The sequence below is a fragment of the Pseudomonas sp. NBRC 111130 genome (assembly GCF_001320485.1).
GTDB lineage: Bacteria > Pseudomonadota > Gammaproteobacteria > Pseudomonadales > Pseudomonadaceae > Aquipseudomonas > Aquipseudomonas vlassakiae.
In genome coordinates this window covers 24,636-45,331 of the sequence record NZ_BCBG01000039.1, presented here as the reverse complement: position 1 = coordinate 45,331, position 20,696 = coordinate 24,636, and the positions used below count along the sequence as shown (strand labels likewise).

At 63.1% G+C, this 20,696-nt stretch carries 22 protein-coding genes; 14 read left to right on the top strand and 8 right to left on the bottom strand.

Going from position 1 to position 20,696, the window contains the following annotated elements:
• Nucleotides 1-90: 90 nt before the first annotated feature.
• Genes lpdA through APH33_RS17380 form a run of 4 tightly spaced genes read right to left on the bottom strand, consistent with a single transcriptional unit; the run spans nt 91 to nt 5,043 of the window.
• Nucleotides 91-1,470, bottom strand: a complete 1,380-nt coding sequence (lpdA, locus tag APH33_RS17395) for a dihydrolipoyl dehydrogenase (protein WP_054886336.1) — start codon at nt 1,468-1,470, stop codon at nt 91-93.
• A 2-nt stretch (nt 1,471-1,472) separates the two neighbouring features.
• Nucleotides 1,473-2,750 carry a dihydrolipoamide acetyltransferase family protein gene (locus APH33_RS17390; RefSeq protein ID WP_054886335.1) on the bottom strand — a complete coding sequence of 426 codons (1,278 nt, stop codon included), beginning with the start codon at nt 2,748-2,750 and terminating at the stop codon, nt 1,473-1,475.
• Complete coding sequence (locus APH33_RS17385; RefSeq protein WP_054886334.1) at nt 2,751-3,809, bottom strand: alpha-ketoacid dehydrogenase subunit beta; 1,059 nt, start codon at nt 3,807-3,809, stop codon at nt 2,751-2,753.
• A 1-nt stretch (nt 3,810) separates the two neighbouring features.
• Nucleotides 3,811-5,043, bottom strand: coding sequence for a 3-methyl-2-oxobutanoate dehydrogenase (2-methylpropanoyl-transferring) subunit alpha (locus tag APH33_RS17380; protein WP_054886333.1), 1,233 nt, complete (start codon nt 5,041-5,043; stop codon nt 3,811-3,813).
• A 197-nt stretch (nt 5,044-5,240) separates the two neighbouring features.
• On the opposite strand from APH33_RS17380, the gene bkdR reads away from it, so the two are divergent.
• The 3 genes from bkdR to APH33_RS17365 all read left to right on the top strand — a co-directional run bounded on the left by bkdR (nt 5,241) and on the right by APH33_RS17365 (nt 8,730).
• A complete protein-coding gene (bkdR, locus tag APH33_RS17375) occupies nt 5,241-5,726 on the top strand; it encodes a Bkd operon transcriptional regulator BkdR (RefSeq protein ID WP_012315571.1) in 486 nt (161 codons plus the stop codon).
• Between the two features lie 288 nt (nt 5,727-6,014).
• Nucleotides 6,015-7,256 (top strand): glutamine synthetase family protein, encoded by a 1,242-nt coding sequence (locus tag APH33_RS17370; RefSeq protein WP_177332417.1) that lies wholly within the window; start codon nt 6,015-6,017, stop codon nt 7,254-7,256.
• Between the two features lie 130 nt (nt 7,257-7,386).
• A complete protein-coding gene (locus APH33_RS17365) occupies nt 7,387-8,730 on the top strand; it encodes an MFS transporter (RefSeq protein ID WP_054886331.1) in 1,344 nt (447 codons plus the stop codon).
• A gap of 167 nt (nt 8,731-8,897) precedes the next feature.
• Here the strand turns inward: APH33_RS17365 and APH33_RS17360 are convergent, their stop codons facing one another.
• The 4 genes from APH33_RS17360 to flgA form a co-directional block, all read right to left on the bottom strand.
• Entirely contained in the window at nt 8,898-9,641 is a 744-nt protein-coding gene (locus tag APH33_RS17360; RefSeq protein WP_054886330.1) for a flagellar brake protein, read from the bottom strand.
• Nucleotides 9,642-9,721: 80 nt separating this feature from the next.
• Nucleotides 9,722-10,189, bottom strand: a complete 468-nt coding sequence (locus APH33_RS17355; protein WP_054886329.1) for a flagella synthesis protein FlgN — start codon at nt 10,187-10,189, stop codon at nt 9,722-9,724.
• A 50-nt stretch (nt 10,190-10,239) separates the two neighbouring features.
• Nucleotides 10,240-10,548 (bottom strand): flagellar biosynthesis anti-sigma factor FlgM, encoded by a 309-nt coding sequence (gene flgM, locus APH33_RS17350; RefSeq protein WP_054886328.1) that lies wholly within the window; start codon nt 10,546-10,548, stop codon nt 10,240-10,242.
• A 152-nt stretch (nt 10,549-10,700) separates the two neighbouring features.
• Nucleotides 10,701-11,453, bottom strand: a complete 753-nt coding sequence (gene flgA, locus APH33_RS17345) for a flagellar basal body P-ring formation chaperone FlgA (protein ID WP_054886327.1) — start codon at nt 11,451-11,453, stop codon at nt 10,701-10,703.
• A gap of 78 nt (nt 11,454-11,531) precedes the next feature.
• Here flgA and APH33_RS17340 point away from each other — a divergent pair, with 78 nt between their 5' ends.
• The 11 genes from APH33_RS17340 to APH33_RS17290 all read left to right on the top strand — a co-directional run bounded on the left by APH33_RS17340 (nt 11,532) and on the right by APH33_RS17290 (nt 20,692).
• On the top strand, nt 11,532-12,461 hold the full coding sequence (locus APH33_RS17340) for a chemotaxis protein CheV (protein WP_054886326.1): 930 nt from the start codon (nt 11,532-11,534) through the stop codon (nt 12,459-12,461).
• 50 nt (nt 12,462-12,511) lie between these two features.
• Nucleotides 12,512-13,339, top strand: coding sequence for a protein-glutamate O-methyltransferase CheR (gene cheR / locus APH33_RS17335; RefSeq protein ID WP_054886325.1), 828 nt, complete (start codon nt 12,512-12,514; stop codon nt 13,337-13,339).
• A gap of 360 nt (nt 13,340-13,699) precedes the next feature.
• Entirely contained in the window at nt 13,700-14,107 is a 408-nt protein-coding gene (flgB, locus tag APH33_RS17330) for a flagellar basal body rod protein FlgB (protein WP_054886324.1), read from the top strand.
• A gap of 3 nt (nt 14,108-14,110) precedes the next feature.
• Nucleotides 14,111-14,554, top strand: coding sequence for a flagellar basal body rod protein FlgC (flgC, locus tag APH33_RS17325; RefSeq protein ID WP_027921143.1), 444 nt, complete (start codon nt 14,111-14,113; stop codon nt 14,552-14,554).
• A gap of 15 nt (nt 14,555-14,569) precedes the next feature.
• The gene (flgD, locus tag APH33_RS17320; protein ID WP_054886323.1) at nt 14,570-15,283 is read left to right on the top strand and encodes a flagellar hook assembly protein FlgD; all 714 of its coding nucleotides are present in this window, start codon (nt 14,570-14,572) and stop codon (nt 15,281-15,283) included.
• A gap of 27 nt (nt 15,284-15,310) precedes the next feature.
• On the top strand, nt 15,311-16,657 hold the full coding sequence (gene flgE / locus APH33_RS17315; RefSeq protein ID WP_054886322.1) for a flagellar hook protein FlgE: 1,347 nt from the start codon (nt 15,311-15,313) through the stop codon (nt 16,655-16,657).
• A 72-nt stretch (nt 16,658-16,729) separates the two neighbouring features.
• Entirely contained in the window at nt 16,730-16,915 is a 186-nt protein-coding gene (locus tag APH33_RS17310) for a hypothetical protein (RefSeq protein ID WP_054886321.1), read from the top strand.
• A 338-nt stretch (nt 16,916-17,253) separates the two neighbouring features.
• The gene (gene flgF, locus APH33_RS17305; RefSeq protein ID WP_054886320.1) at nt 17,254-17,994 is read left to right on the top strand and encodes a flagellar basal-body rod protein FlgF; all 741 of its coding nucleotides are present in this window, start codon (nt 17,254-17,256) and stop codon (nt 17,992-17,994) included.
• 47 nt (nt 17,995-18,041) lie between these two features.
• Nucleotides 18,042-18,827 carry a flagellar basal-body rod protein FlgG gene (gene flgG, locus APH33_RS17300; RefSeq protein ID WP_027921148.1) on the top strand — a complete coding sequence of 262 codons (786 nt, stop codon included), beginning with the start codon at nt 18,042-18,044 and terminating at the stop codon, nt 18,825-18,827.
• Nucleotides 18,828-18,874: 47 nt separating this feature from the next.
• Nucleotides 18,875-19,570, top strand: coding sequence for a flagellar basal body L-ring protein FlgH (gene flgH, locus APH33_RS17295; protein WP_027921149.1), 696 nt, complete (start codon nt 18,875-18,877; stop codon nt 19,568-19,570).
• 12 nt (nt 19,571-19,582) lie between these two features.
• On the top strand, nt 19,583-20,692 hold the full coding sequence (locus tag APH33_RS17290; protein ID WP_027921150.1) for a flagellar basal body P-ring protein FlgI: 1,110 nt from the start codon (nt 19,583-19,585) through the stop codon (nt 20,690-20,692).
• Nucleotides 20,693-20,696 lie beyond the last annotated feature (4 nt).

Below are 20,696 nucleotides of genomic sequence, written 5' to 3'. Positions count from 1 at the left end.
CGCTCCCACAGCGTTCGTGCAGTGCCTGGATAAAAAAGACCCGCGGCGCCAGGGGCGCAGCGGGTCAAATCGGCCTGGGCCGCTTCAGTGTCAGATATGCAGTGCGTGGCCTAGCGCGCGCAGTGCTGCTTCCTGCACCGCCTCTCCCAGCGTCGGGTGAGCATGGATGGTGCCGGCCACATCTTCCAGCCGTGCGCCCATCTCCAGCGACTGGGCAAACGCCGTGGACAGTTCCGAAACCGCCACGCCAACCGCCTGCCAGCCCACGATCAGGTGGTTGTCACGCCGCGCCACCACCCGTACGAAACCGCTTTTCGATTCCAGGCTCATGGCCCGGCCATTGGCGGCGAACGGGAACTGCGCGACGATGCAGTCCAAGCCTTGCTGGCTGGCTTGCTCCGGCGTCTTGCCCGCCACCACGACCTCCGGGTCGGTGAAGCACACCGCGGCAATCGCTGCAGGTTCGAAACGCCGGGTCTTGCCGGCAATGATTTCGGCAACCATCTCGCCTTGGGCCATGGCGCGGTGGGCGAGCATCGGCTCGCCGGCCACGTCACCGATGGCCCAGACGTTGCGCATGCTGGTGTGGCAGCGCTCGTCGATGGCGATGGCGGCGCCGTTCATTTTCAGGTCCAGGCATTCCAGGTTGAAGCCTTTGGTCCGTGGCCGCCGGCCGACGGCCACCAATACCCGGTCGGCTTCCAGGCGCAGTTGCCCGCCCTGGCCATCGCTGGCCAGCAAGCAGCCGCTTTCGTAGCCTTCGACGCTGTGGCCCAGGTGCAGGGCGATGCCCAGCTTCCTCAACGATTCGGCCACCGGCGCAGTCAGTTCGCTGTCGTAGGTAGGTAGAATGCGCTCACGCGATTCCACCACGCTGACCTGCGCGCCCAGCTTGCGATAGGCGATGCCCAGCTCCAGGCCGATGTAACCGCCGCCCACCACCACCAGGTGCTTGGGCAGGGCCTTGGGCGCCAGGGCTTCGGTGGAGGAGATGATTGGCCCGCCGAGCGGCAGCATCGGCAGTTCGACGCTGTTCGAGCCGGTGGCCAGCAGCAGGTGTTCGCACTGGATGCGCTGGCCGTCGACCTCGACCTGTTTGCCGTCGAGGATCTTCGCCCAACCGTGAATCACCTTGACCCCATGCTTTTTCAGCAAGGCGGCCACGCCGGTGGTCAGGCGGTCGACGATGCCGTCCTTCCAGGCCACGCTCTGGCCGAGGTCCAGGCGCGGGCTATCGACGCTGATGCCCAGCGGCGACTGCCCGGCGAAACGTGCGGTCTGGTGGAACTGCTCGGCCACGTGGATCAGCGCCTTGGACGGGATGCAGCCGATGTTCAGGCAAGTGCCGCCCAGGGCCTGGCCTTCGACCAGCACGGTAGGGATGCCCAGTTGCCCGGCGCGGATGGCGGCCACATAGCCGCCGGGGCCGCCACCGATGATCAGCAGGGTGGTGTCGATGATCTGGGACATGCTCACTCCAGGAACAGACAGGCAGGTTGTTCAAGCAGGCCACGCACGGCCTGGATGAACTGCGCGGCATCCATGCCATCGACCACCCGGTGGTCGAACGAGCTGGACAGGTTCATCATCTTGCGCACGACGATCTGGCCGTCGATCACCACCGGGCGCTCGACGATGCGGTTGACGCCGACGATCGCCACTTCCGGGGTGTTGACCACCGGGGTGCTGACGATGCCGCCCAGTGCGCCGAGGCTGGTCAGGGTGATGGTCGAGCCGCTCAGTTCTTCACGGCTTGCCTTGTTGCTGCGTGCGGCGTTGGCCAGGCGCGAGATTTCGCCGGCATTGGCCCACAGGCTGCCAGCCTCGGCATGGCGCAGCACCGGCACCATCAGGCCGTTGTCGCCCTGAGTGGCGATGCCCACATGCACAGCACCATGGCGGGTGATGACCTGAGCTTCGTCGTCATAGGTGGCGTTGATCTGCGGGAAGTCGCGCAACGCCACGACCATGGCGCGGACCAGGAACGGCAGCAGGGTCAGCTTGCCACGCGTGTTGCCGTGCTTGGCATTGAGTTGCTGGCGCAGGGCCTCAACAGCGGTGACGTCGATCTCTTCCACGTAGCTGAAGTGCGCGACGCGACGCTTGGCGTCCTGCATGCGCTGGGCGATCTTGCGGCGCAGGCCGATCACCTGCACCTGCTCGCTGTCGGTGCGCTTGGCATAGCCACTCGGCGCCTGGCCGGCAGCGCTGTGCGGCTTGCTCATGAAGGCGTCGAGGTCTTCGTGCAGGATGCGCCCGGCCGGGCCGCTGCCATGCACGTAGCGCAGCTCGATACCGGCATCCAGGGCGCGCTTGCGCACCGCCGGCGAGGCCAGCGGCTTGTCGCCCGGCTGGCGCGGCACGATCGCTGCTTCAACGTGCTGCTCGGGTGCCTGCAAGGCTGCCGGCTGCGGCACTTTCGCTTCTGGCTTGGGGGCAACAGGCGGCACGGGCGCGCTGTGCGCTTCCACAGGTTTGGCCTGCGGCACATCCACATGGTTGCCGCTGCCTTCCACTTCGATGCGGATCAGCTCGCTGCCGACCGCCATCACCTCACCTGGCTGGCCACCCAGGGCCAGCACCTTGCCGCTGACCGGCGAAGGGATTTCCACGGTGGCCTTGTCGGTCATGACATCGGCCACCACCTGGTCTTCGGCGATCACGTCGCCGACCTTGACGAACCATTCCACCAACTCGACCTGCGCGATGCCTTCGCCAATGTCCGGCATCTTGATGACGTGCGTGCCCATTCAGACCTCCATGACCCGTTTCAATGCCGCGCCTACCCGCGAAGGGCCTGGGAAGTAGGCCCATTCCTGTGCGTGGGGGTAGGGGGTGTCCCAGCCGGTGACGCGTTCGATCGGCGCTTCGAGGTGATGGAAGCAGTGCTCTTGCACCAGCGACACCAGTTCGGCGCCGAAGCCGCAGGTGCGGGTCGCTTCATGCACGACCACGCAGCGGCCGGTCTTCTTCACCGACGCGACGATGGTCTCCAGGTCCAGCGGCCAGAGGCTGCGCAGGTCGATCACTTCGGCGTCGACGCCGGTCTCCTCGGCGGCCACCTGGGCCACGTAGACCGTGGTGCCGTAGGTCAGCACGGTGACATCGTTGCCCGGGCGGGTGATCGCCGCCTTGTCCAGCGGCACGGTGTAGTAGCCGTCCGGCACGGCGCTTTGCGGGTGCTTCGACCAGGGCGTGACAGGGCGGTCGTGGTGGCCGTCGAACGGGCCGTTGTACAGGCGCTTGGGCTCGAGGAAGATTACCGGGTCGTCGCATTCGATCGAGGCGATCAACAGGCCTTTGGCGTCATACGGGTTGGATGGCATCACCGTGCGCAGGCCGCAGACCTGGGTGAACATCGCTTCCGGGCTCTGGCTGTGGGTCTGGCCGCCATAGATGCCGCCGCCGCAGGGCATGCGCAAGGTCAGCGGGGCGATGAACTCGCCGGCCGAACGGTAGCGCAGGCGGGCCATCTCCGAGACTATCTGGTCCGAGGCCGGGTAGAAGTAATCGGCGAACTGGATTTCCACCACCGGGCGCAGGCCGTAGGCACCCATGCCCACGGCAGTGCCGACGATACCGCTTTCCGAAATCGGCGCGTCGAACACCCGCGATTTGCCGTACTTGTTCTGCAGGCCTTCGGTGCAACGGAACACGCCGCCGAAGTAACCGACGTCCTGGCCGTAGATCACCACATTGTCGTCGCGCTCGAGCATGACATCCATGGCTGAGCGCAGGGCCTGGATCATGGTCAGTGTGCTGGTGGCCATGGCGGTTTCCGGGTTGATGCTGTTGTTGTGATCGTTCATCTCAGACCCCCAGTTCCTGGCGCTGACGGCGCAGGTGGTCAGGCATTTCCTTGTACACGTCCTCGAACATCGAAGCCGCGCTCGGGATGTGGCCGTTGGCCAGGGTGCCGTACTGTTCCGCTTCCTTCTGCGCAGCGATGACCGCGGCTTCGAACTCGGCAGTGGTGGCCTGGTGTTCTTCCTCGGACCAGTGACCGATCTTGATCAGGTGCTGCTTCAGGCGGGCGATCGGGTCGCCCAGCGGGAAGTGGCTCCAGTCATCGGCCGGGCGGTACTTGGACGGGTCGTCCGAGGTCGAGTGCGGGCCGGCGCGGTAGGTGACCCACTCGATCAGCGAGGGGCCCAGGCCGCGGCGGGCGCGTTCGGCGGCCCAGCGCGAGGCGGCGTAGACGGCGACGAAATCGTTGCCGTCGACCCGCAGCGAAGCGATGCCGCAACCCACGCCACGGCCGGCAAAGGTGGTCTGCTCGCCACCGGCGATGGCCTGGAAGGTGGAGATCGCCCACTGGTTGTTTACCACGTTGAGGATCACCGGGGCGCGGTAGACGTGGGCGAAGGTGAGGGCGGTGTGGAAGTCCGACTCGGCGGTGGCGCCGTCGCCGATCCAGGCCGAGGCGATCTTGGTATCGCCCTTGATCGCCGAAGCCATGGCCCAGCCGACCGCCTGTACGAACTGGGTCGCCAGGTTGCCGCTGATGGTGAAGAAACCGGCTTCGCGCACCGAATACATGATGGGCAGCTGGCGGCCCTTGAGCGGGTCGCGCTCGTTGGACAGCAGTTGGCAGATCATCTCGACCAGCGACACGTCGCGGGCCATGAGGATGCTCTGTTGGCGATAGGTGGGGAAGCACATGTCGGTGCGGTTGAGCGCCAGCGCCTGGGCGCTGCCGATGGCTTCTTCGCCCAGGCTCTGCATGTAGAAGGACATCTTCTTCTGGCGCTGGGCAACCACCATGCGGCTGTCGAAGATGCGCGTCTTGAGCATTGCGCGCATGCCTTGGCGGAGGATTTGCGGGTCGATGTCCTCGGCCCATGGGCCTTGGGCGTTGCCTTGCTCGTCGAGCACGCGGACCAGGCTGTAGGACAGGTCGGCAGTGTCGGCAGCGTCGACATCGATCGGCGGTTTACGGACTTGCCCTGCGTCGTTCAGGCGCAGGTAGGAGAAATCGGTCTGGCAGCCTGGCCGGCCGGTGGGCTCGGGCACATGCAAACGCAGGGGGGCGTACTCGTTCATGCTTTTTACGCTCGCTCGGATGTTGTTTTTGTGAGCTCTGAAGCGGCCGCCGCTGAGTACCGGCTTGTGACTGGTAGGTCAGCGTCATCTACATCTTAGTGGCAGGGCAGGAGAATTTTTCTCTCAAGTTGATTGCCTTTGCCTGACGGTGGAGATAAACATTCCGGATAAACACAAAAAACCGGTGAATTTGTCTCATGCGCAAGCTCGATCGTACCGATATCGGCATTCTCAACAGCCTCCAGGACAATGCCCGCATCACCAACGCAGAACTGGCGCGCTCGGTGAACCTGTCGCCGACGCCCTGTTTCAACCGGGTCAAGGCCATGGAAGAGTTGGGGGTGATCCGCCAGCAGGTGACCTTGTTGTCGCCGGAAGTGCTGGGGCTGGATGTGAATGTGTTCATTCATGTCAGCCTGGAGAAGCAGGTGGAGCAGGCGTTGCACCGCTTCGAGGAAGAGATCGCCGAACGGCCCGAGGTGATGGAGTGCTACCTGATGACCGGCGACCCGGATTACCTGTTGCGCGTGCTGTTGCCGAGCATCCAGGCGCTGGAGCGGTTTCTCGATTACCTGACGCGGTTGCCGGGGGTGGCCAATATCCGTTCGAGCTTTGCCCTCAAGCAGGTGCGGTACAAGACGGCGTTACCGTTGCCTTCCAATGGCATGACTTTGCGCGAATAATTTTCACCTTTACTGGCCTCTTCGCGGGCTCGCCCGCTCCCACAGGACAGCACGAGCCTCAGGCATTGTGTGATCCCTGTGGGCAAGCCCGCGAAGAGGCCGGAACAGGCAACACAGGGGGTGCTTGATATTTTAAACACCCCAAGCCTATGTTGTTGTCAGCCTATAACAACAAGGACAAGCGTCATGACCACCGCCGCCCACCGCTCGCTGGCCGAGCACCTCCAGGGCATCGACCAGATCGAATGCGTCACCCCCGACCTCAACGGCATTCCCCGCGGCAAAGTAATGACCGCCGAGGGCTTCCTCGAAGGCCGCCGCCTGCAGATGGCCCGGGGAGTGATGCTGCAATGCATCATGGGCGGCTACCCGCCGGCGCGTTTCTATGGCAGCGATGACGGCGACCTGGCCCTGGTGGCGGAGCCCTCGCAGATTCACCGGCTGCCCTGGAGCGAAGAAGGGCTGGCGCTGGCCATTTGTGACGCCAATGAACTGGATGGCCGGCCCTCGGCGCTGTCCACCCGTGGTCAGCTCAAGGCGGTGATCGCCCGCTACGCCGCCTTGGGCCTGGCACCGGTGGTGGCGACCGAGCTGGAGTTCTTCGTCTTCGCCCCCAACACCGACCCGCAGCAACCCTTCTTGCCACCCATGGGCAAGGATGGCCGCCGCGAGCTTGGCCATTCGGCGTTCAGCGTCAGCTCCAACAACGGCCTGCGTCCGTTCTTCCAGGAGGTCTACCAGTGCATGGCGGCCCTGGGCCTGCCGCGTGACACCTTCATGCACGAAATGGGCGTGAGCCAGTTCGAGATCAATTTACTGCACGGCGACCCCCTGTTGCTGGCCGACCAGACTTTCCTGTTCAAGCACCTGCTCAAGGAGGTGGCGCTCAAGCACGGTCTGAGCGTGGTATGCATGGCCAAGCCATTGGCGCACACTCCGGGCAGCTCCATGCACATTCACCAGAGCGTCGTGGAGATCGCCAGTGGGCGTAATGTGTTCAGCGACGAGCAAGGCCAGCCGACCGAGGCCTTCTACCACTTCATTGGTGGGCAGCAGGCGTGCATGGCCGACTTCACCGCGCTGTTCGCGCCCAACGTCAACTCCTACCAGCGGCTCTGCCATCCCTACGCTTCGCCGAACAATGCCTGCTGGTCCGAGGACAACCGCGCGGCCGGCCTGCGCATTCCGGCCAGTGCCCCGGTGGCGCGGCGGGTCGAGAACCGCCTGCCGGGTGCCGACGCCAACCCCTACCTGGCCATTGCGGCCAGCCTGGCCGCCGGCCTGCACGGTATCGAGCAGCGCCTGCAGCCTGCCCCGGCGATCCAGGGCGAGTTCGAGGTGCCGGAACCCCTGAGCCTGCCGTGCACCCTGCATGCGGCGCTTGAGCGTCTCAAGCGCAGCGGCCTGGCGCGGGAACTGTTCGGCAGCGAGTTCATCGAAGGCTACATTGCCAGCAAGACCCTGGAACTGACGGACTTCTTCAACGAGATCACCCCCTGGGAACGGCGCGTGCTGGCAGCACAGGCCTGATCGCGACACAATCGGCACTGGACGCGCCCCTGTCCGCTTATTTGGCGGGCAGGGGACTGCGCCGTGGCCATTTTGCTTTTATGCTTGCCAGCAAGCCAACGCCACCTGACCACGGAGCTCGACGGGACGTATGCGAAACATCTGGAAGCCCTTTCAGTCGTTGTATTTCGCCGCCTTGATGATGTTGATCGGCTCGGGCCTGCTCAGTACCTACCTGGCGCTGCGCCTGGCGGCCGATCATGTCGACAGCCTGTGGGTCGGTGCCTTGATGGCCGCCAACTACTTCGGCCTGGCCGTGGGCGGCAAGGTCGGCCACCGCCTGATCGGCCGGGTAGGGCACATCAGGGCCTACGCCACGTGCGCTGGCATCGTCTGCGCGGCCGTGCTGGGGCATGGCATGACCAGCTGGTTGCCGGTGTGGGTCGGGCTGCGGATGATCGTCGGCCTGGGGATGATGTGCCAGTACATGGTCATCGAAAGCTGGCTCAATGAGCAGGCCGAGGCCAAGCACCGAGGGGCGGTGTTCAGTGGCTACATGATTGCGTCCTACCTTGGCCTGGTGCTTGGCCAGCTGATCCTGGTGGTGCACCCGCAACTGGGCCCGGAACTGTTGATGCTGGTGGCCATGTGCTTCGCCCTGTGCCTGGTGCCGGTGGCGATGACCCGGCGCATCCACCCGGCACCCCTGCGCCCGGCACCGATGGAGCCCAAGTTCTTCATCAAGCGGGTACCGCAGTCGCTCAGTACGGTGCTGGGGTCAGGCCTGATCGTCGGTTCGTTCTATGGCCTGGCGCCGCTCTACGCCTCCAGCCAGGGCTTGTCTACCGAGCAGATCGGTCTGTTCATGGGTTGCTGCATCTTTGCCGGGCTGCTGGTGCAATGGCCCTTGGGCTGGTTGTCCGACCGCTACGACCGGGCGGTGCTGATCCGCAGCGTTGCAATAGGCCTGGCGCTGGCTTCGGTGCCGCTGGCATTGCTGCCGAGTGTGCCGCTGGAGGTGTTGTTCAGCATAGGCTTCGTGATTTCATTGTTGCAGTTCTGCCTGTACCCGCTGGCCGTGGCGTTTTCCAATGACCATGTAGAGAGCGAGCGGCGGGTGTCGCTGACGGCCATGCTGCTGGTCACCTATGGCGTCGGTGCCTGTATCGGGCCGCTGGCGGCGGGGGTACTGATGAAGGTGCTGGGGGCGCAGATGCTCTATGCGTTCTTCGCGTTCTTCGCTTTGGTACTGGTGTGGCGCATCCGGCCGAAGGCGGTCACCGGGCTGCACCAGGTGCAGGATGCGCCGCTGGGCCACGTGGCCATGCCGGCGGCCGGTTCGCCGCTGTCGGCGGCGCTCGACCCGCGGGTGGATGAGCAGACCGTGCAGGAGGTGATGCAGGCGCCGGTGGCGGCTGAGGATACAGAGGATGATCAGAAGGCCGAGCCGGTTGCCGAGGCTCGGGCAGAGGATGAGGTCAGCAAGTCGGTTTAAGCCTGTGCCGGCCTCTTCGCGGGCTTGCCCGCTCCCACAGGTACTGCAAAGGTTTCGAGACCGGTGCAGTCCCTGTGGGAGCGGGCGAGCCCGCGAAGAGGCCTGTCCTGCAAACATAGAAACAGAAACGCCACCCGATGGGTGGCGTTCTTGTATTGGCAGACGACTCAGTAGTCGTCCTTGTCGAACCGCCGCGCCTCACGCTGCAGCTGGTAGACAAAACTTTCGACCTTGCGCTGTGCCTGGCCATTGAGGTTATGGAAACGCACACCGGCGAAGGTGGTGTTGATCCGCTCTTCATAGTGCAAGTGGCGCAGCTCGACCATGGTGTCTACCAGGCCCAGCGGGTTGCTGGCCTTGAAGCGCTCGTATACCTGGCCCAATTGCAGGCGGTCCTCGACATTGCCCTCGAAGCGCAGCTTGCAGCCGGTGGCAGAGATGTCCAGCAGCTTGCCGCGCAAGGCTCCGTTACCCTTGAGGTAGCTGCCGTCGAGAATGATGTCGACCAGTTGCGACAGCTTCAGCGCGGCGCGGAAGGCATTGCGACGCTGGTGGTAGGTCATCTCTTCGGGCATCGCGCCACGGTAGCAGCGGTGGCCGTCCACTTCGCTGATCTTCAATTCATGATTGCACTCCCAGGCGATGCGCACACCGTCATGGAAGCCTTCGACGCGAAACGGTTCGCCGTTTTCGATGAATTTCTCGCCGTCGCGCGGGATCATTTCGTCCAGCGCGAGGATATTGCTGTCACGGTCCACGTGTACCACGTAGCTCTGGAACCGCTGGCTGCGCTCATGGAAGGTGATGATCAGCGGATCATGGCTGTCTTGCAGCTGGCGCAGGTTGGCCGCGATCTCCAAGGGCGTGTTCAGCACCTTCGGCGGTTGCGGGGCATCGGTTTCATTGAACACGGGTTTTCAATCTCCAGGCAAAAACGACACACGCAAGTAACGGCATTTTGCCAGTATGTTCCGTGCCTTGATAGAAGTAATCACACTTGGCTGAGCGCCCGGGGCTTGGCAAGTGGAGAAGTGGCGCCACGGCTGTCATAGAGCGACGGTGCTTCGCCACCCTGAAGGATTCTGATCTGGTTGGCCGTGACGTGTTGTTGCACCTGGATGATCCGGCCATTGGTCTCGTTGACCTTCTGGCAGGCATCCATCAGCTGGGTCAGCACATCGAGCTGCTGCATGATCAGCTCGCCGTTGTCCGATTGTGCCGCCAATGCCTGCACGCCGGCACGGTTGGCGCTCAGGCCAAGGCTGGCAAGCAGGTTGTTGCGGCGCGTGCCTTGCTGCTCGAGCAGGACGATCAGCGACTGCTTGCGGGCGAGGATGCCCTCCAGCGGCGCCATGTCGCGACCGTGCAAGGCCACTGACTCCTGCTGGAGCAGGTCGAGCAGTTCCTGGGTCGGAGCGATGTCGTCTTCGATCAGTTGCAGCAAAGTGATGTCGTGCATGGCTAACTCTTGGCTTTACATAGCGTCCGTGAAGTCAGCGCGCCGAACGGTCAGCGCTGGGCTTCGAAATCGAGCAGTTTGCTGGCGACGCGGCCGGCATCGACCTGATAGCTGCCGTCTGCGATCGCCTGCTTCAACTGAGCCACGCGGGCACTGTTGACGACGGGCTGGTCGCGCAGCTTGTCGCTGACCTTTTGCAACTGCTGTGCCTCTTGGCTGAGGTGTACCGCTTCTCCGCTGGCGCTTTTTGGCGCTTCTTGGGTTTCGCCGGTTTTCTCGGCGTTGCCGGACGTGGCGTTGCCACGAACGCCGCCCGTGATGGACGGAGAATTATTCAAACGACTGAAGTCGATGACCATGATCAGAAACCTCTGGGTATTTGGACGCTTGCCTTGTTTTCGGCCAACCCGAAAGAAACTTTAGGCGTAAATGCATAGCCGCCTGTCAGCAAGCTCGCGAACCCGTGTTCTGACACAGTTTAGGAAAAGCGGTTCCTCACCGCCAGCGCAATCTACATGGCGACCTCGACCTGCCCGGGGCCGGTGACACGGGCTTTTACCACGCGCTGCGAATTGAGGTTGCGTACGCGGATCTGTTCGCCTTGGCCGCCCTTGGCCAAGGCTTCGCCAGGCATGCGCACGCTCAAGGTGCCGCTGCGCGCGGTAATCACCACATGATCGCCTTTACGCACCACTTCGGCTTGCTCCAGGTGCTGCGGCGTGAGGACCTGGTCGAGTACGGTCGGGCGCAGCATCTTCATGCCTACCGCCTGGTCGAGGTCGGTGAGAAAGCCCTGGGGCAGCGTGCCGACGTCACGCTCGCGCAGGGCCACGTCAGCTTCGCCAACGACGTTGTCGCGCTTGAGCGGGCGGGTCACCACCACCACATCGCGGAACAGCTTCACGGTTGCCGGCACGAAGATGGTCCACGGCGCGCTGCCGTCACAGCGGACCCGCACGGTGACCCGGCCAAGCGGTTGCGCCGGGCTCTCCAGCGAGGCGTCCAGCTGCTGGCTGCACAGTGGCATGCGCAGACGCGGATCGAGCGGGTTGACCTGGATTTCGTAGCGCCCGGGCGTCTGGGTGGTGGCCAGGTAATCCTCGACACTGAATTCAAGAAACCCTTGGGTGACACCGATAAGCTGTTCAGGCAAGGTAACCGCATCCGCCAGCGTGCGAACGCCGGGTGCCAGCAGGCACAGCACGGCGAGCGTGCCGCTCAGCAGGCGCGTCAGTCGTCGGAAATTTGTCGTTTTCGTGTACATGGCGCTCAAAAAAGCAAAGCCCGTGCCGACTTGGTGGTCATGTAGCACCAAAAAGGCAGAACGCATAAGGAGTCAGGCATGGCGGGGGTAATGGATTCAGTCAACCAGCGTACGCAGCTGGTTGGGCAGAATCGCCTGGAATTGCTGCTGTTCCGTCTCAACGGGGCGCAGCTGTACGGCATCAACGTGTTCAAGGTTCGCGAAGTGCTGCAGTGTCCGGAGCTGACCGTGCTGCCCAAGTCGCACCCGGTGGTGCGCGGCGTGGCCAACATTCGCGGGGCGACCATCCCGATCCTCGACCTGTCGATGGCGACCGGCCTGCCGGGGTTGCAGGAAGACACGCGCAACAGCTTCGTGATCATCACCGAGTACAACACCAAGACCCAGGGCTTTTTGGTGCACTCGGTCGAGCGCATCGTCAACATGAACTGGGAAGAGATCCATCCGCCACCCAAGGGCACGGGCCGCGACCACTACCTGACCGCCGTCACCCGGGTCGACAACCGCATGGTCGAGATCATCGATGTGGAAAAGGTGCTGGCCGAAGTGGCGCCATCGTCCGAGTCGGTGTCTGCCGGCGTGGTCGATGCCGAGGTGCAGGACAAGGCCACGCTGCTGCGGGTGCTGACCGTCGACGATTCGTCGGTGGCGCGCAAGCAGGTCAGCCGCTGCCTGCAGACGGTGGGGGTGGACGTGGTGGCGCTCAACGATGGCCGACAGGCGCTCGACTACCTGCGCAAGCTGGTGGAGGAGGGCAAAAAGCCTGAAGAAGAGTTCCTGATGATGATCTCCGACATTGAAATGCCGGAAATGGATGGCTATACGCTTACCGCAGAGATCCGCAGCGATCCGCGCATGCAAAAATTGCACATCTGCCTGCATACTTCGCTGTCCGGGGTATTCAACCAGGCGATGGTCAAGAAGGTCGGGGCGGATGATTTCCTGGCCAAGTTCAAGCCGGACGACTTGGCCCAGCGCGTGGTCGACCGGATCAAGGCAGCGAATTGAAGCAGCCGGGGCATGTTTCCGGCACCAGTGATTTAAAAGAGGCGGCAGTAGTGTCTACGGGTAATTTGGAGTTCGAACAGTTCAGGGTCTTCCTGGAAAAAGCCTGTGGCATCCTGCTGGGCGAGAATAAGCAGTACCTGGTTTCCAGCCGTCTCAACAAGTTGATGGAGCAGCAGGGCATCAAGAGCCTGGGCGAGCTGGTGCAGCGGATCCAGACCCAGCCGCGGGGTGGCCTGCGCGAACAGGTGGTGGATGCGATGACCACCAACGAAACCCTGTGGTTTCGCGATACCTACCCGTTCGAAGTGTTGAAGAACAAGGTCATTCCCGAGTTCATCAGGAACAACCCCGGGCAGCGCCTGCGCATGTGGTCGGCGGCTTGCTCCTCGGGGCAGGAGCCGTACTCGATCTCGATGGCCATCGACGAGTTCGAGCGCAGCAACCTGGGCCAGTTGAAGATGGGGGCTCAGATCGTGGCCACCGACCTGTCCGGCTCGATGCTGACCAACTGCAAGACCGGTGAGTACGACAGCCTGGCCATCGCCCGTGGCCTGTCCCAGGAGCGCCTGCAACGTTACTTCGACGCCAAGGGGCCGGGGCGCTGGGCGGTCAAGCCGGCAATCCGTAGCCGCGTCGAGTTCCGCTCGTTCAACCTGCTCGACAGCTATGCGAGCCTGGGCAAGTTCGACATCGTGTTCTGTCGCAATGTGCTGATCTACTTCTCGGCACAGGTGAAGAAGGACATCCTGATGCGTATCCACAGCACCCTGAAGCCTGGGGGCTACCTGTTCCTCGGTGCCTCGGAGGCGCTGAACGGGTTACCGGACCACTACCAGATGGTCCAGTGCAGCCCGGGGATCATCTACCAGGCCAAGTAAGCGAAAAGGCCGGCAACTCAAGTTGCCGGCCTTTTTGTTTGCCTGCGCCGGCCTCTTCGCGGGCATGCCCGCTCCCACAGGGTCATCACAAGTCTCCAGGATAGCGCAGTACTTGTGGGAGCGGGCGAGCCCGCGAAGCAGGCAACGCGGTTTGACGTCAATTTTTTGATTTGCCGCTTTTGCCACCCGGCAATTGCCGCTTTCGCTTCGCCAGGCGGAAGCAGTTTGCCGCTTTTCTGGCATCACGCCATCAGCCTTCAGTGCCACACCCCAGCATTTCCGGGCTTTCGGGAATGTGGCACAGCCCTTGCTATACCTTGCTCAACGAAATTCCGGCCAACCTTCGAAGGTTTTCCCGACATGAGCATCAGTTTCGACAAGGCGCTTGGCATTCACGAAAAGGCACTGGGCTTCCGCGCCCAGCGCGCCGAAGTGCTGGCCAACAACATCGCCAACGCCGATACGCCCAACTACAAGGCGCGTGACATGGACTTCTCCTCGGTGCTCGCCGCCGAGAGCCAGAAGCAGCAAAGCGGCCGCTTCGCCATGGACCGCACCAACAGCCGCCACATCGAGGCCGAAGGCCTGGCAATGGCCGACGACACCCTGCAGTACCGCGTGCCGACCCAGCCATCGATCGACCAGAACACCGTGGACGCCCAGATCGAGCAATCGAACTACACGGAGAACGCCATCGGTTTCCAGGCCAGCTTCACCTTGCTCAACAGTAAATTCAAAGGGCTGGTTTCGGCCCTGCGCGGAGAGTAATTCATGTCCCTTTCCAGTGTTTTCAACATTGCCGGCAGTGGCATGAGCGCGCAGAACACCCGCCTCAACACCGTCGCCTCGAACATCGCCAACGCCGAGACCGTGTCGTCGAGCATCGACCAGACCTACCGTGCGCGCCACCCGGTGTTCGCCACCACCTTCCAGAACGCGCAAAGCGGCGTCAGCCAGTCGCTGTTCGAGGATCAGGGCGAGGCGGGGCAGGGCGTGCAGGTCAAGGGCATCGTCGAAGACCAGAGCAACCTGGAGGCGCGCTACGAGCCGAATCACCCGGCGGCGAACAAGGACGGCTACGTCTACTACCCGAACGTCAATGTGGTCGAGGAGATGGCTGACATGATCTCCGCCAGCCGCGCGTTCCAGACCAACGCCGAGCTGATGAACACCGCCAAGAACATGATGCAGAAAGTGCTGACCCTGGGTCAGTGATAAGGAAGCCGGACCATGGCCATCGATACCTCCACTACCGGTGTCAATCTCAACGACGTCCTCGCGGCGTCCGGTGTCAACACTGGCACCAAGAAGACCACCACCGATACCGCGTCCCAGACCGGCAACAGCACACTGGGCAAGGATGCGTTCCTGCAGTTGCTGGTGACCCAGATGCAGCACCAGAACCCACTCGACCCGCAGGACAACGGCGAGTTCGTGGCCCAGCTGGCCCAGTTCAGCAGCCTGGAAGGCATCACCTCGCTGAACGAGTCGGTCACCAACATCACCAGCGCCATGGCCTCGTCCCAGGCGCTGCAGGCCTCGTCGCTGGTCGGTCGCTCGGTGATCGTGCAGAACGACAAGGCGGTGGTCGATACCGCCGAAAGCTTCAATGGCCAGTTCGTCGTGCCGCAGGCCATCGACGGGGCGAAGATCACCGTCAAGGACAAGGACGGCAACACCGTCAAGACCATCGAAGTGGGTGAGCAGAAGGCCGGCTATGCCGACTTCATCTGGGATGGTACCAACGCGAGCGGCGAGAAGGTCGACCCGGGTACCTATACCTTCACGGCCAGCACCACGGTGGACGGCAAGTCGGTGCAGATGAACACCCTGTTGCCGGCCAAGGTCACCAGCGTCAGCTTCAACACCACGGGCGAGATGGTGCTCAACCTCGCCGGGGTCGGCAAGGTTTCCCTGTCCGACGTACAAACCATCGGAATCTGAGGCCGGAACGGCACAAGGAGCAACAGCATGTCTTTCAATATCGGCCTTAGCGGTCTGTACGCTGCCAACAAGCAGCTGGATGTTACCGGCAACAACATTGCCAACGTCAACACCACCGGTTTCAAGTCGTCGCGTGCCGAGTTCGCCGACGTCTATGCCGGCGCCAACCGCCTGGGCGTGGGCAAGAACCAGGTAGGCAACGGTGTGCGCCTGGCTGCGGTTTCCCAGCAGTTCACCCAGGGTGACGTGAACAACACCGGCAACGTGCTGGACATGGGTATCCAGGGTCAGGGTTACTTCGTGCTGTCGGACAACGGCTCGATGGTCTACACCCGTGCCGGTGCCTTCCAGACCAGCAAGGACAACTATGTCGTTACCTCCGATGGCCTGCGTCTGCAGGGCTATGCCGCTGATGCCAACGGCAATATCAAGAAGGGTGTCCTGACCGACCTGAAGATCGATACATCGGCCCTGGAACCCAAGGCTACCAGCCTGATCGACCAGGGCATCAACCTGAACTCCTCGGCCAAGTCGATCCCGTTGCCGTCGGTTCCGCCCGTTGCCGGTGACATCGTCTTCGACCCGACTGACGAAACGTCGTACACCAAGTCGTTCTCGACCAAGATCTACGACAGCCAGGGCAACGAGCACACCATGGAGCAGTTCTATCGCAAGACCGATACGAACCAGTGGACCATGTACACCCTGGTCGACGGCCGCAACCCGATGGACCCGACCAGCACTGCCCCGCTGACCGGCACCATCGCCTTCAACAGCGATGGCAGCGTCGCCTCGATGGCCACCGACACCACCGGCGTGCCGGCCGGCGCCGAATGGAGCGTGACCAACAACACCTTCACGCTCAAGGGCTGGATCCCGGCTACCCAGGATGCCAGCGGCAACTGGATCGCCAACGGTTCCACCGAGAACACCAGCGGCTTGCGCATGTCGATGAACAGCACCACTTCGTACAACACCGAGACCGCGCGCATGTCGCAGTCCCAGGATGGTTACGCCACCGGTATCCTGTCGAGCCTGAGCATCGACTCCACGGGGGTGATGTTCGCCAGCTTCAGCAACCAGCAGTCGCGCGCCATCGGCCAGGTGGCACTGGCCAGCTTCGCCAACGACCAGGGCCTGCAGCAGATTGGCGGCACCCGCTGGACCGAGACCTACTCCTCGGGCATCCCGGGCATCGATGCGCCGAAGACCGGCACCCTGGGCAGCGTCGAGTCCAACTCGCTGGAAAACTCCAACGTCAACCTGACCCAGGAGCTGGTCGAGTTGATCAAGGCGCAGAGCAACTACCAGGCGAACGCCAAGACCATCTCCACCGAAAGCACCATCATGCAGACCATCATCCAGATGACCTGATGGTCGCTGGCTGAGCGTGTCTGGACGAGCCCCTTTCCCGTGAAGGGGTTCGTCGTATTTGCGGGAGGGAATATGAAAAGGCTGGTTGTCGCATTGATTGCCGCTTTCTGCCTGTATCAGGCCCAGGCCGGCACCGCGCCGTGGTGGCGCTGGGAAAGCCAGGCGGATGGCCGGCTGGTGTGCTCGCAATGGCCGCCGGGGGAGGGCTGGAAGAAGTTTGCCGGCCCATTCAGCAATGGCGGATGCCGCGAGCCTTGATTGGCCTGTGCCGGCCTCTTCGCGGGCGCGCCCGCTCCCACAGGGTTTGCACTGATTTCAGGGGCTGTGCTGTACCTGTGGAAGCAACTGTCTTGCTCAGATGTTAAAAGCTGGCGCGACTCCTGTGGGAGCGGGCTTGCCCGCGAAAGGGCCGGTACAGGATTGCCGCGATCGGCAATCCGGCGCCGGATAACCGGCGGCGCCTGAGTGGCAGAACCCCGAAAAAGCCCGTATTCACGGGCTTTTTCAGCATTTGAAAAAGTTGGTTCGGAACTTGCTTTAGAGCCTGCACAGCAACGGCGAGCGGCAAACGATCGTCAGTGCAGCGGAGGATGACTGTGGACAAGATGCTTTACGTGGCCATGACCGGCGCCAGCCAGAACGCGCTGGCGCAGAAGGCCCACGCCAACAACCTGGCGAACGTTTCCACCAATGGTTTCCAGCGCGACCTGGAGCAGGCGCGCTCGATGCCGGTGTTCGGTGACAGCTTTCCGTCGCGGGCGTTTGCCATGACTGAACGCCCGGCTACCGATTTCAGCGAAGGGCCGATGGTCGAGACCGGGCGTGACCTGGACGTGGCCGTGTCCGGGCAGGGCTTCATTGCCGTGCAGGCGCCGGATGGCAGCGAAGCCTACGTGCGCACCGGCAGCCTGAACATCGACGCCCTCGGCGTGCTGCGTGCCGGCAACGGCATGCCGGTGATCGGCAACGGTGGCCCGATCGCCATTCCGCCTGAGCAGAAGGTTGAAGTGGGTGCCGACGGTACCATCAGCATCCGCTCGATGGGTGAAGACCCGCGGGTGATGGCCGAGGTCGATCGCATCAAGCTGGTCAACCCGGACATGAAGAGCATGACCAAGGGCCTGGACGGGCTGATCCACACCCAGAACGGCCAACCGGCTGCTGCCGACGTCAATGTGCGGGTGGTGTCGGGCTTCCTCGAAGGCAGCAACGTCAACGCCGTTGAAGAAATGACCTCGGTGCTGGCGTTGTCCCGCCAGTTCGAGCTGCACGTGAAAATGATGAACGCGGCCAAGGAAGGCGATGAAGCCATGGCGCGTGTTTTGCAAATCGGCTAACCAACTGTGAACGGGTGCCGTAAAACAGGCGCACGAGGAGAATACTGATGCTTCCGGCTCTTTGGGTCGCTAAAACCGGCCTGTCCGCCCAGGACACCAACCTGACTGTCATTTCCAACAACCTGGCCAACGTCTCGACCACCGGCTTCAAGCGTGATCGTGCCGAGTTCGCCGACCTGCTGTACCAGATCAAGCGTCAGCCAGGCGCGCAGTCGACCCAGGACAGCGAGCTGCCGTCGGGCCTGCAGGTCGGTACCGGTGTGCGCATCGTCGGCACCCAGAAGAACTTCCAGACCGGCAGCCTGCAGACCACCGAGAACCCGCTGGACATGGCGGTCAATGGCCGTGGTTTCTTCCAGGTACTGCAGCCGGACGGCACCGTCTCGTACACCCGTGACGGTACCTTCCACCTGAACTCCGACGGCCAGATCGTCACCGCCCAGGGTTTTGCCCTGGAGCCGGCGATCGTGGTACCGAACGATGCCCAGACCTTCACTGTCGGCCAGGATGGCACCGTGTCGATCACCACCGCCGGCAACCCGGCTGCACAGGTGATCGGTAACCTGCAGACCGCCGACTTCATCAACCCGGCCGGCCTGCAGGCGATCGGCGACAACCTGTTCCTGGAGACCGCCGCCAGCGGCGCGCCACAGGTTGGTACTCCAGGCCTGAACGGCTTCGGCACCACCCTGCAGCAGACCCTGGAAAACTCCAACGTCAGCACCGTGGAAGAGCTGGTGAACATGATCACCACCCAGCGTGCCTACGAGATGAACTCCAAGGTCATCTCCACCGCCGACCAGATGCTGTCGTTCGTGACTCAGCAGCTGTAAAAGCCCAAGTCCAGGTTCTACTCCCGTTACACCGTGAGGTAAGTGTCATGAAGCGTCTGTTGTCTGTATTCGCCCTGGGGGGGGCGGTTGTGCTGGCTGGTTGCGTCGCGCCGACGCCCAAGCCGAACGACCCGTATTACGCGCCGGTTCTGCCGCGTACCCCGCTGCCGGCTGCAGCCAACAACGGTTCGATCTACCAGGCAGGTTTCGAGCAGGGCCTGTACACCGACCGCAAGGCGTTCCGCGTGGGTGACATCATCACCATCACCCTCAACGAACGCACCTCGGCGAGCAAGAACGCAGGTTCCCAGATCCAGAAGAACAGCAAGGCCGACATTGGCCTGACCTCGCTGTTCGGCTCCAACCCGAACACCAACAACCCGTTCGGCAGCGGCGACCTGTCGCTGGAAGCCGGCTACAGCGGTGACCGCACCACCAAGGGCGACAGCAAGGCCACCCAGGGCAACACCCTGACCGGTTCGATCACCGTCACCGTGGCCGAGGTGCTGCCCAACGGCATCATCGCCGTGCGCGGTGAAAAGTGGATGACCCTCAACACCGGTGAAGAGCTGGTGCGTATCGCCGGCCTGATCCGTGCCGACGACATCGCCACCGACAACACCGTGCCGTCCACCCGGGTGGCCGATGCGCGCATCACCTATTCGGGCACCGGTTCGTTTGCCGATGCCAGTCAGCCCGGCTGGCTGGACCGCTTCTTCATGAGCCCGCTTTGGCCCTTCTGAGTACGGATGAACATGTTCAACGTTAGGCAGCTGATAGCCGCGACCCTGCTCCTGTCCTGCGCGTTCGGTGCCCATGCCGAACGCCTCAAGGACATTGCCAGCATCTCCGGCGTGCGTTCCAACCAGTTGATCGGCTATGGCCTGGTGGTGGGGCTCAACGGCACGGGTGACCAGACCACCCAGACCCCGTTCACCCTGCAGACCTTCAACAACATGCTGTCGCAGTTCGGCATCAAGGTGCCGCCAGGCTCCGGCAACGTGCAGTTGAAGAACGTCGCCGCGGTGTCGGTGCATGCCGACCTGCCGGCGTTCGCCAAGCCGGGCCAGGTGGTGGATATCACCGTTTCGTCGATCGGCAACTCCAAGAGCCTGCGCGGCGGCAGCCTGCTGATGACTCCGCTCAAGGGGATCGACGGCAACGTCTACGCGATCGCGCAAGGCAACCTGGTGGTCGGCGGCTTCGATGCCGAGGGCCGTGACGGCTCGAAGATCACCGTCAACGTTCCGTCGGCCGGCCGTATTCCTGGCGGTGCCTCGGTCGAACGTGCGGTGCCGAGCGGCTTCAACCAGGGCAACAGCCTGACCCTGAACCTCAACCGCCCTGACTTCACCACCGCCAAGCGCATCGTCGACAAAGTCAACGACCTGCTCGGCCCAGGTGTGGCCCAGGCCGTTGATGGCGGCTCGGTGCGGGTCACCGCGCCGATGGACCCGAGCCAGCGGGTCGACTACCTGTCGATCCTCGAGAATCTCGAGATCGACCCGGGCCAGGCGGTGGCCAAGGTCATCATCAACTCGCGTACCGGTACCATCGTCATCGGCCAGAACGTCAAGGTCTCGCCGGCGGCGGTGACCCACGGCAGCCTGACCGTGACCATCACCGAAGACCCGATCGTCAGCCAGCCGGGGCCGTTCTCCAACGGCCAGACCGCGGTGGTTCCGCGTTCGCGGGTCAATGCCGAGCAGGAAGCCAAGCCGATGTTCAAGTTCGGTCCGGGGACCACGCTGGATGAGATCGTCCGCGCGGTCAACCAGGTCGGCGCGGCACCGGGCGACCTGATGGCCATCCTCGAAGCACTGAAACAGGCCGGCGCCTTGCAGGCCGACCTGATCGTGATCTGAGGAC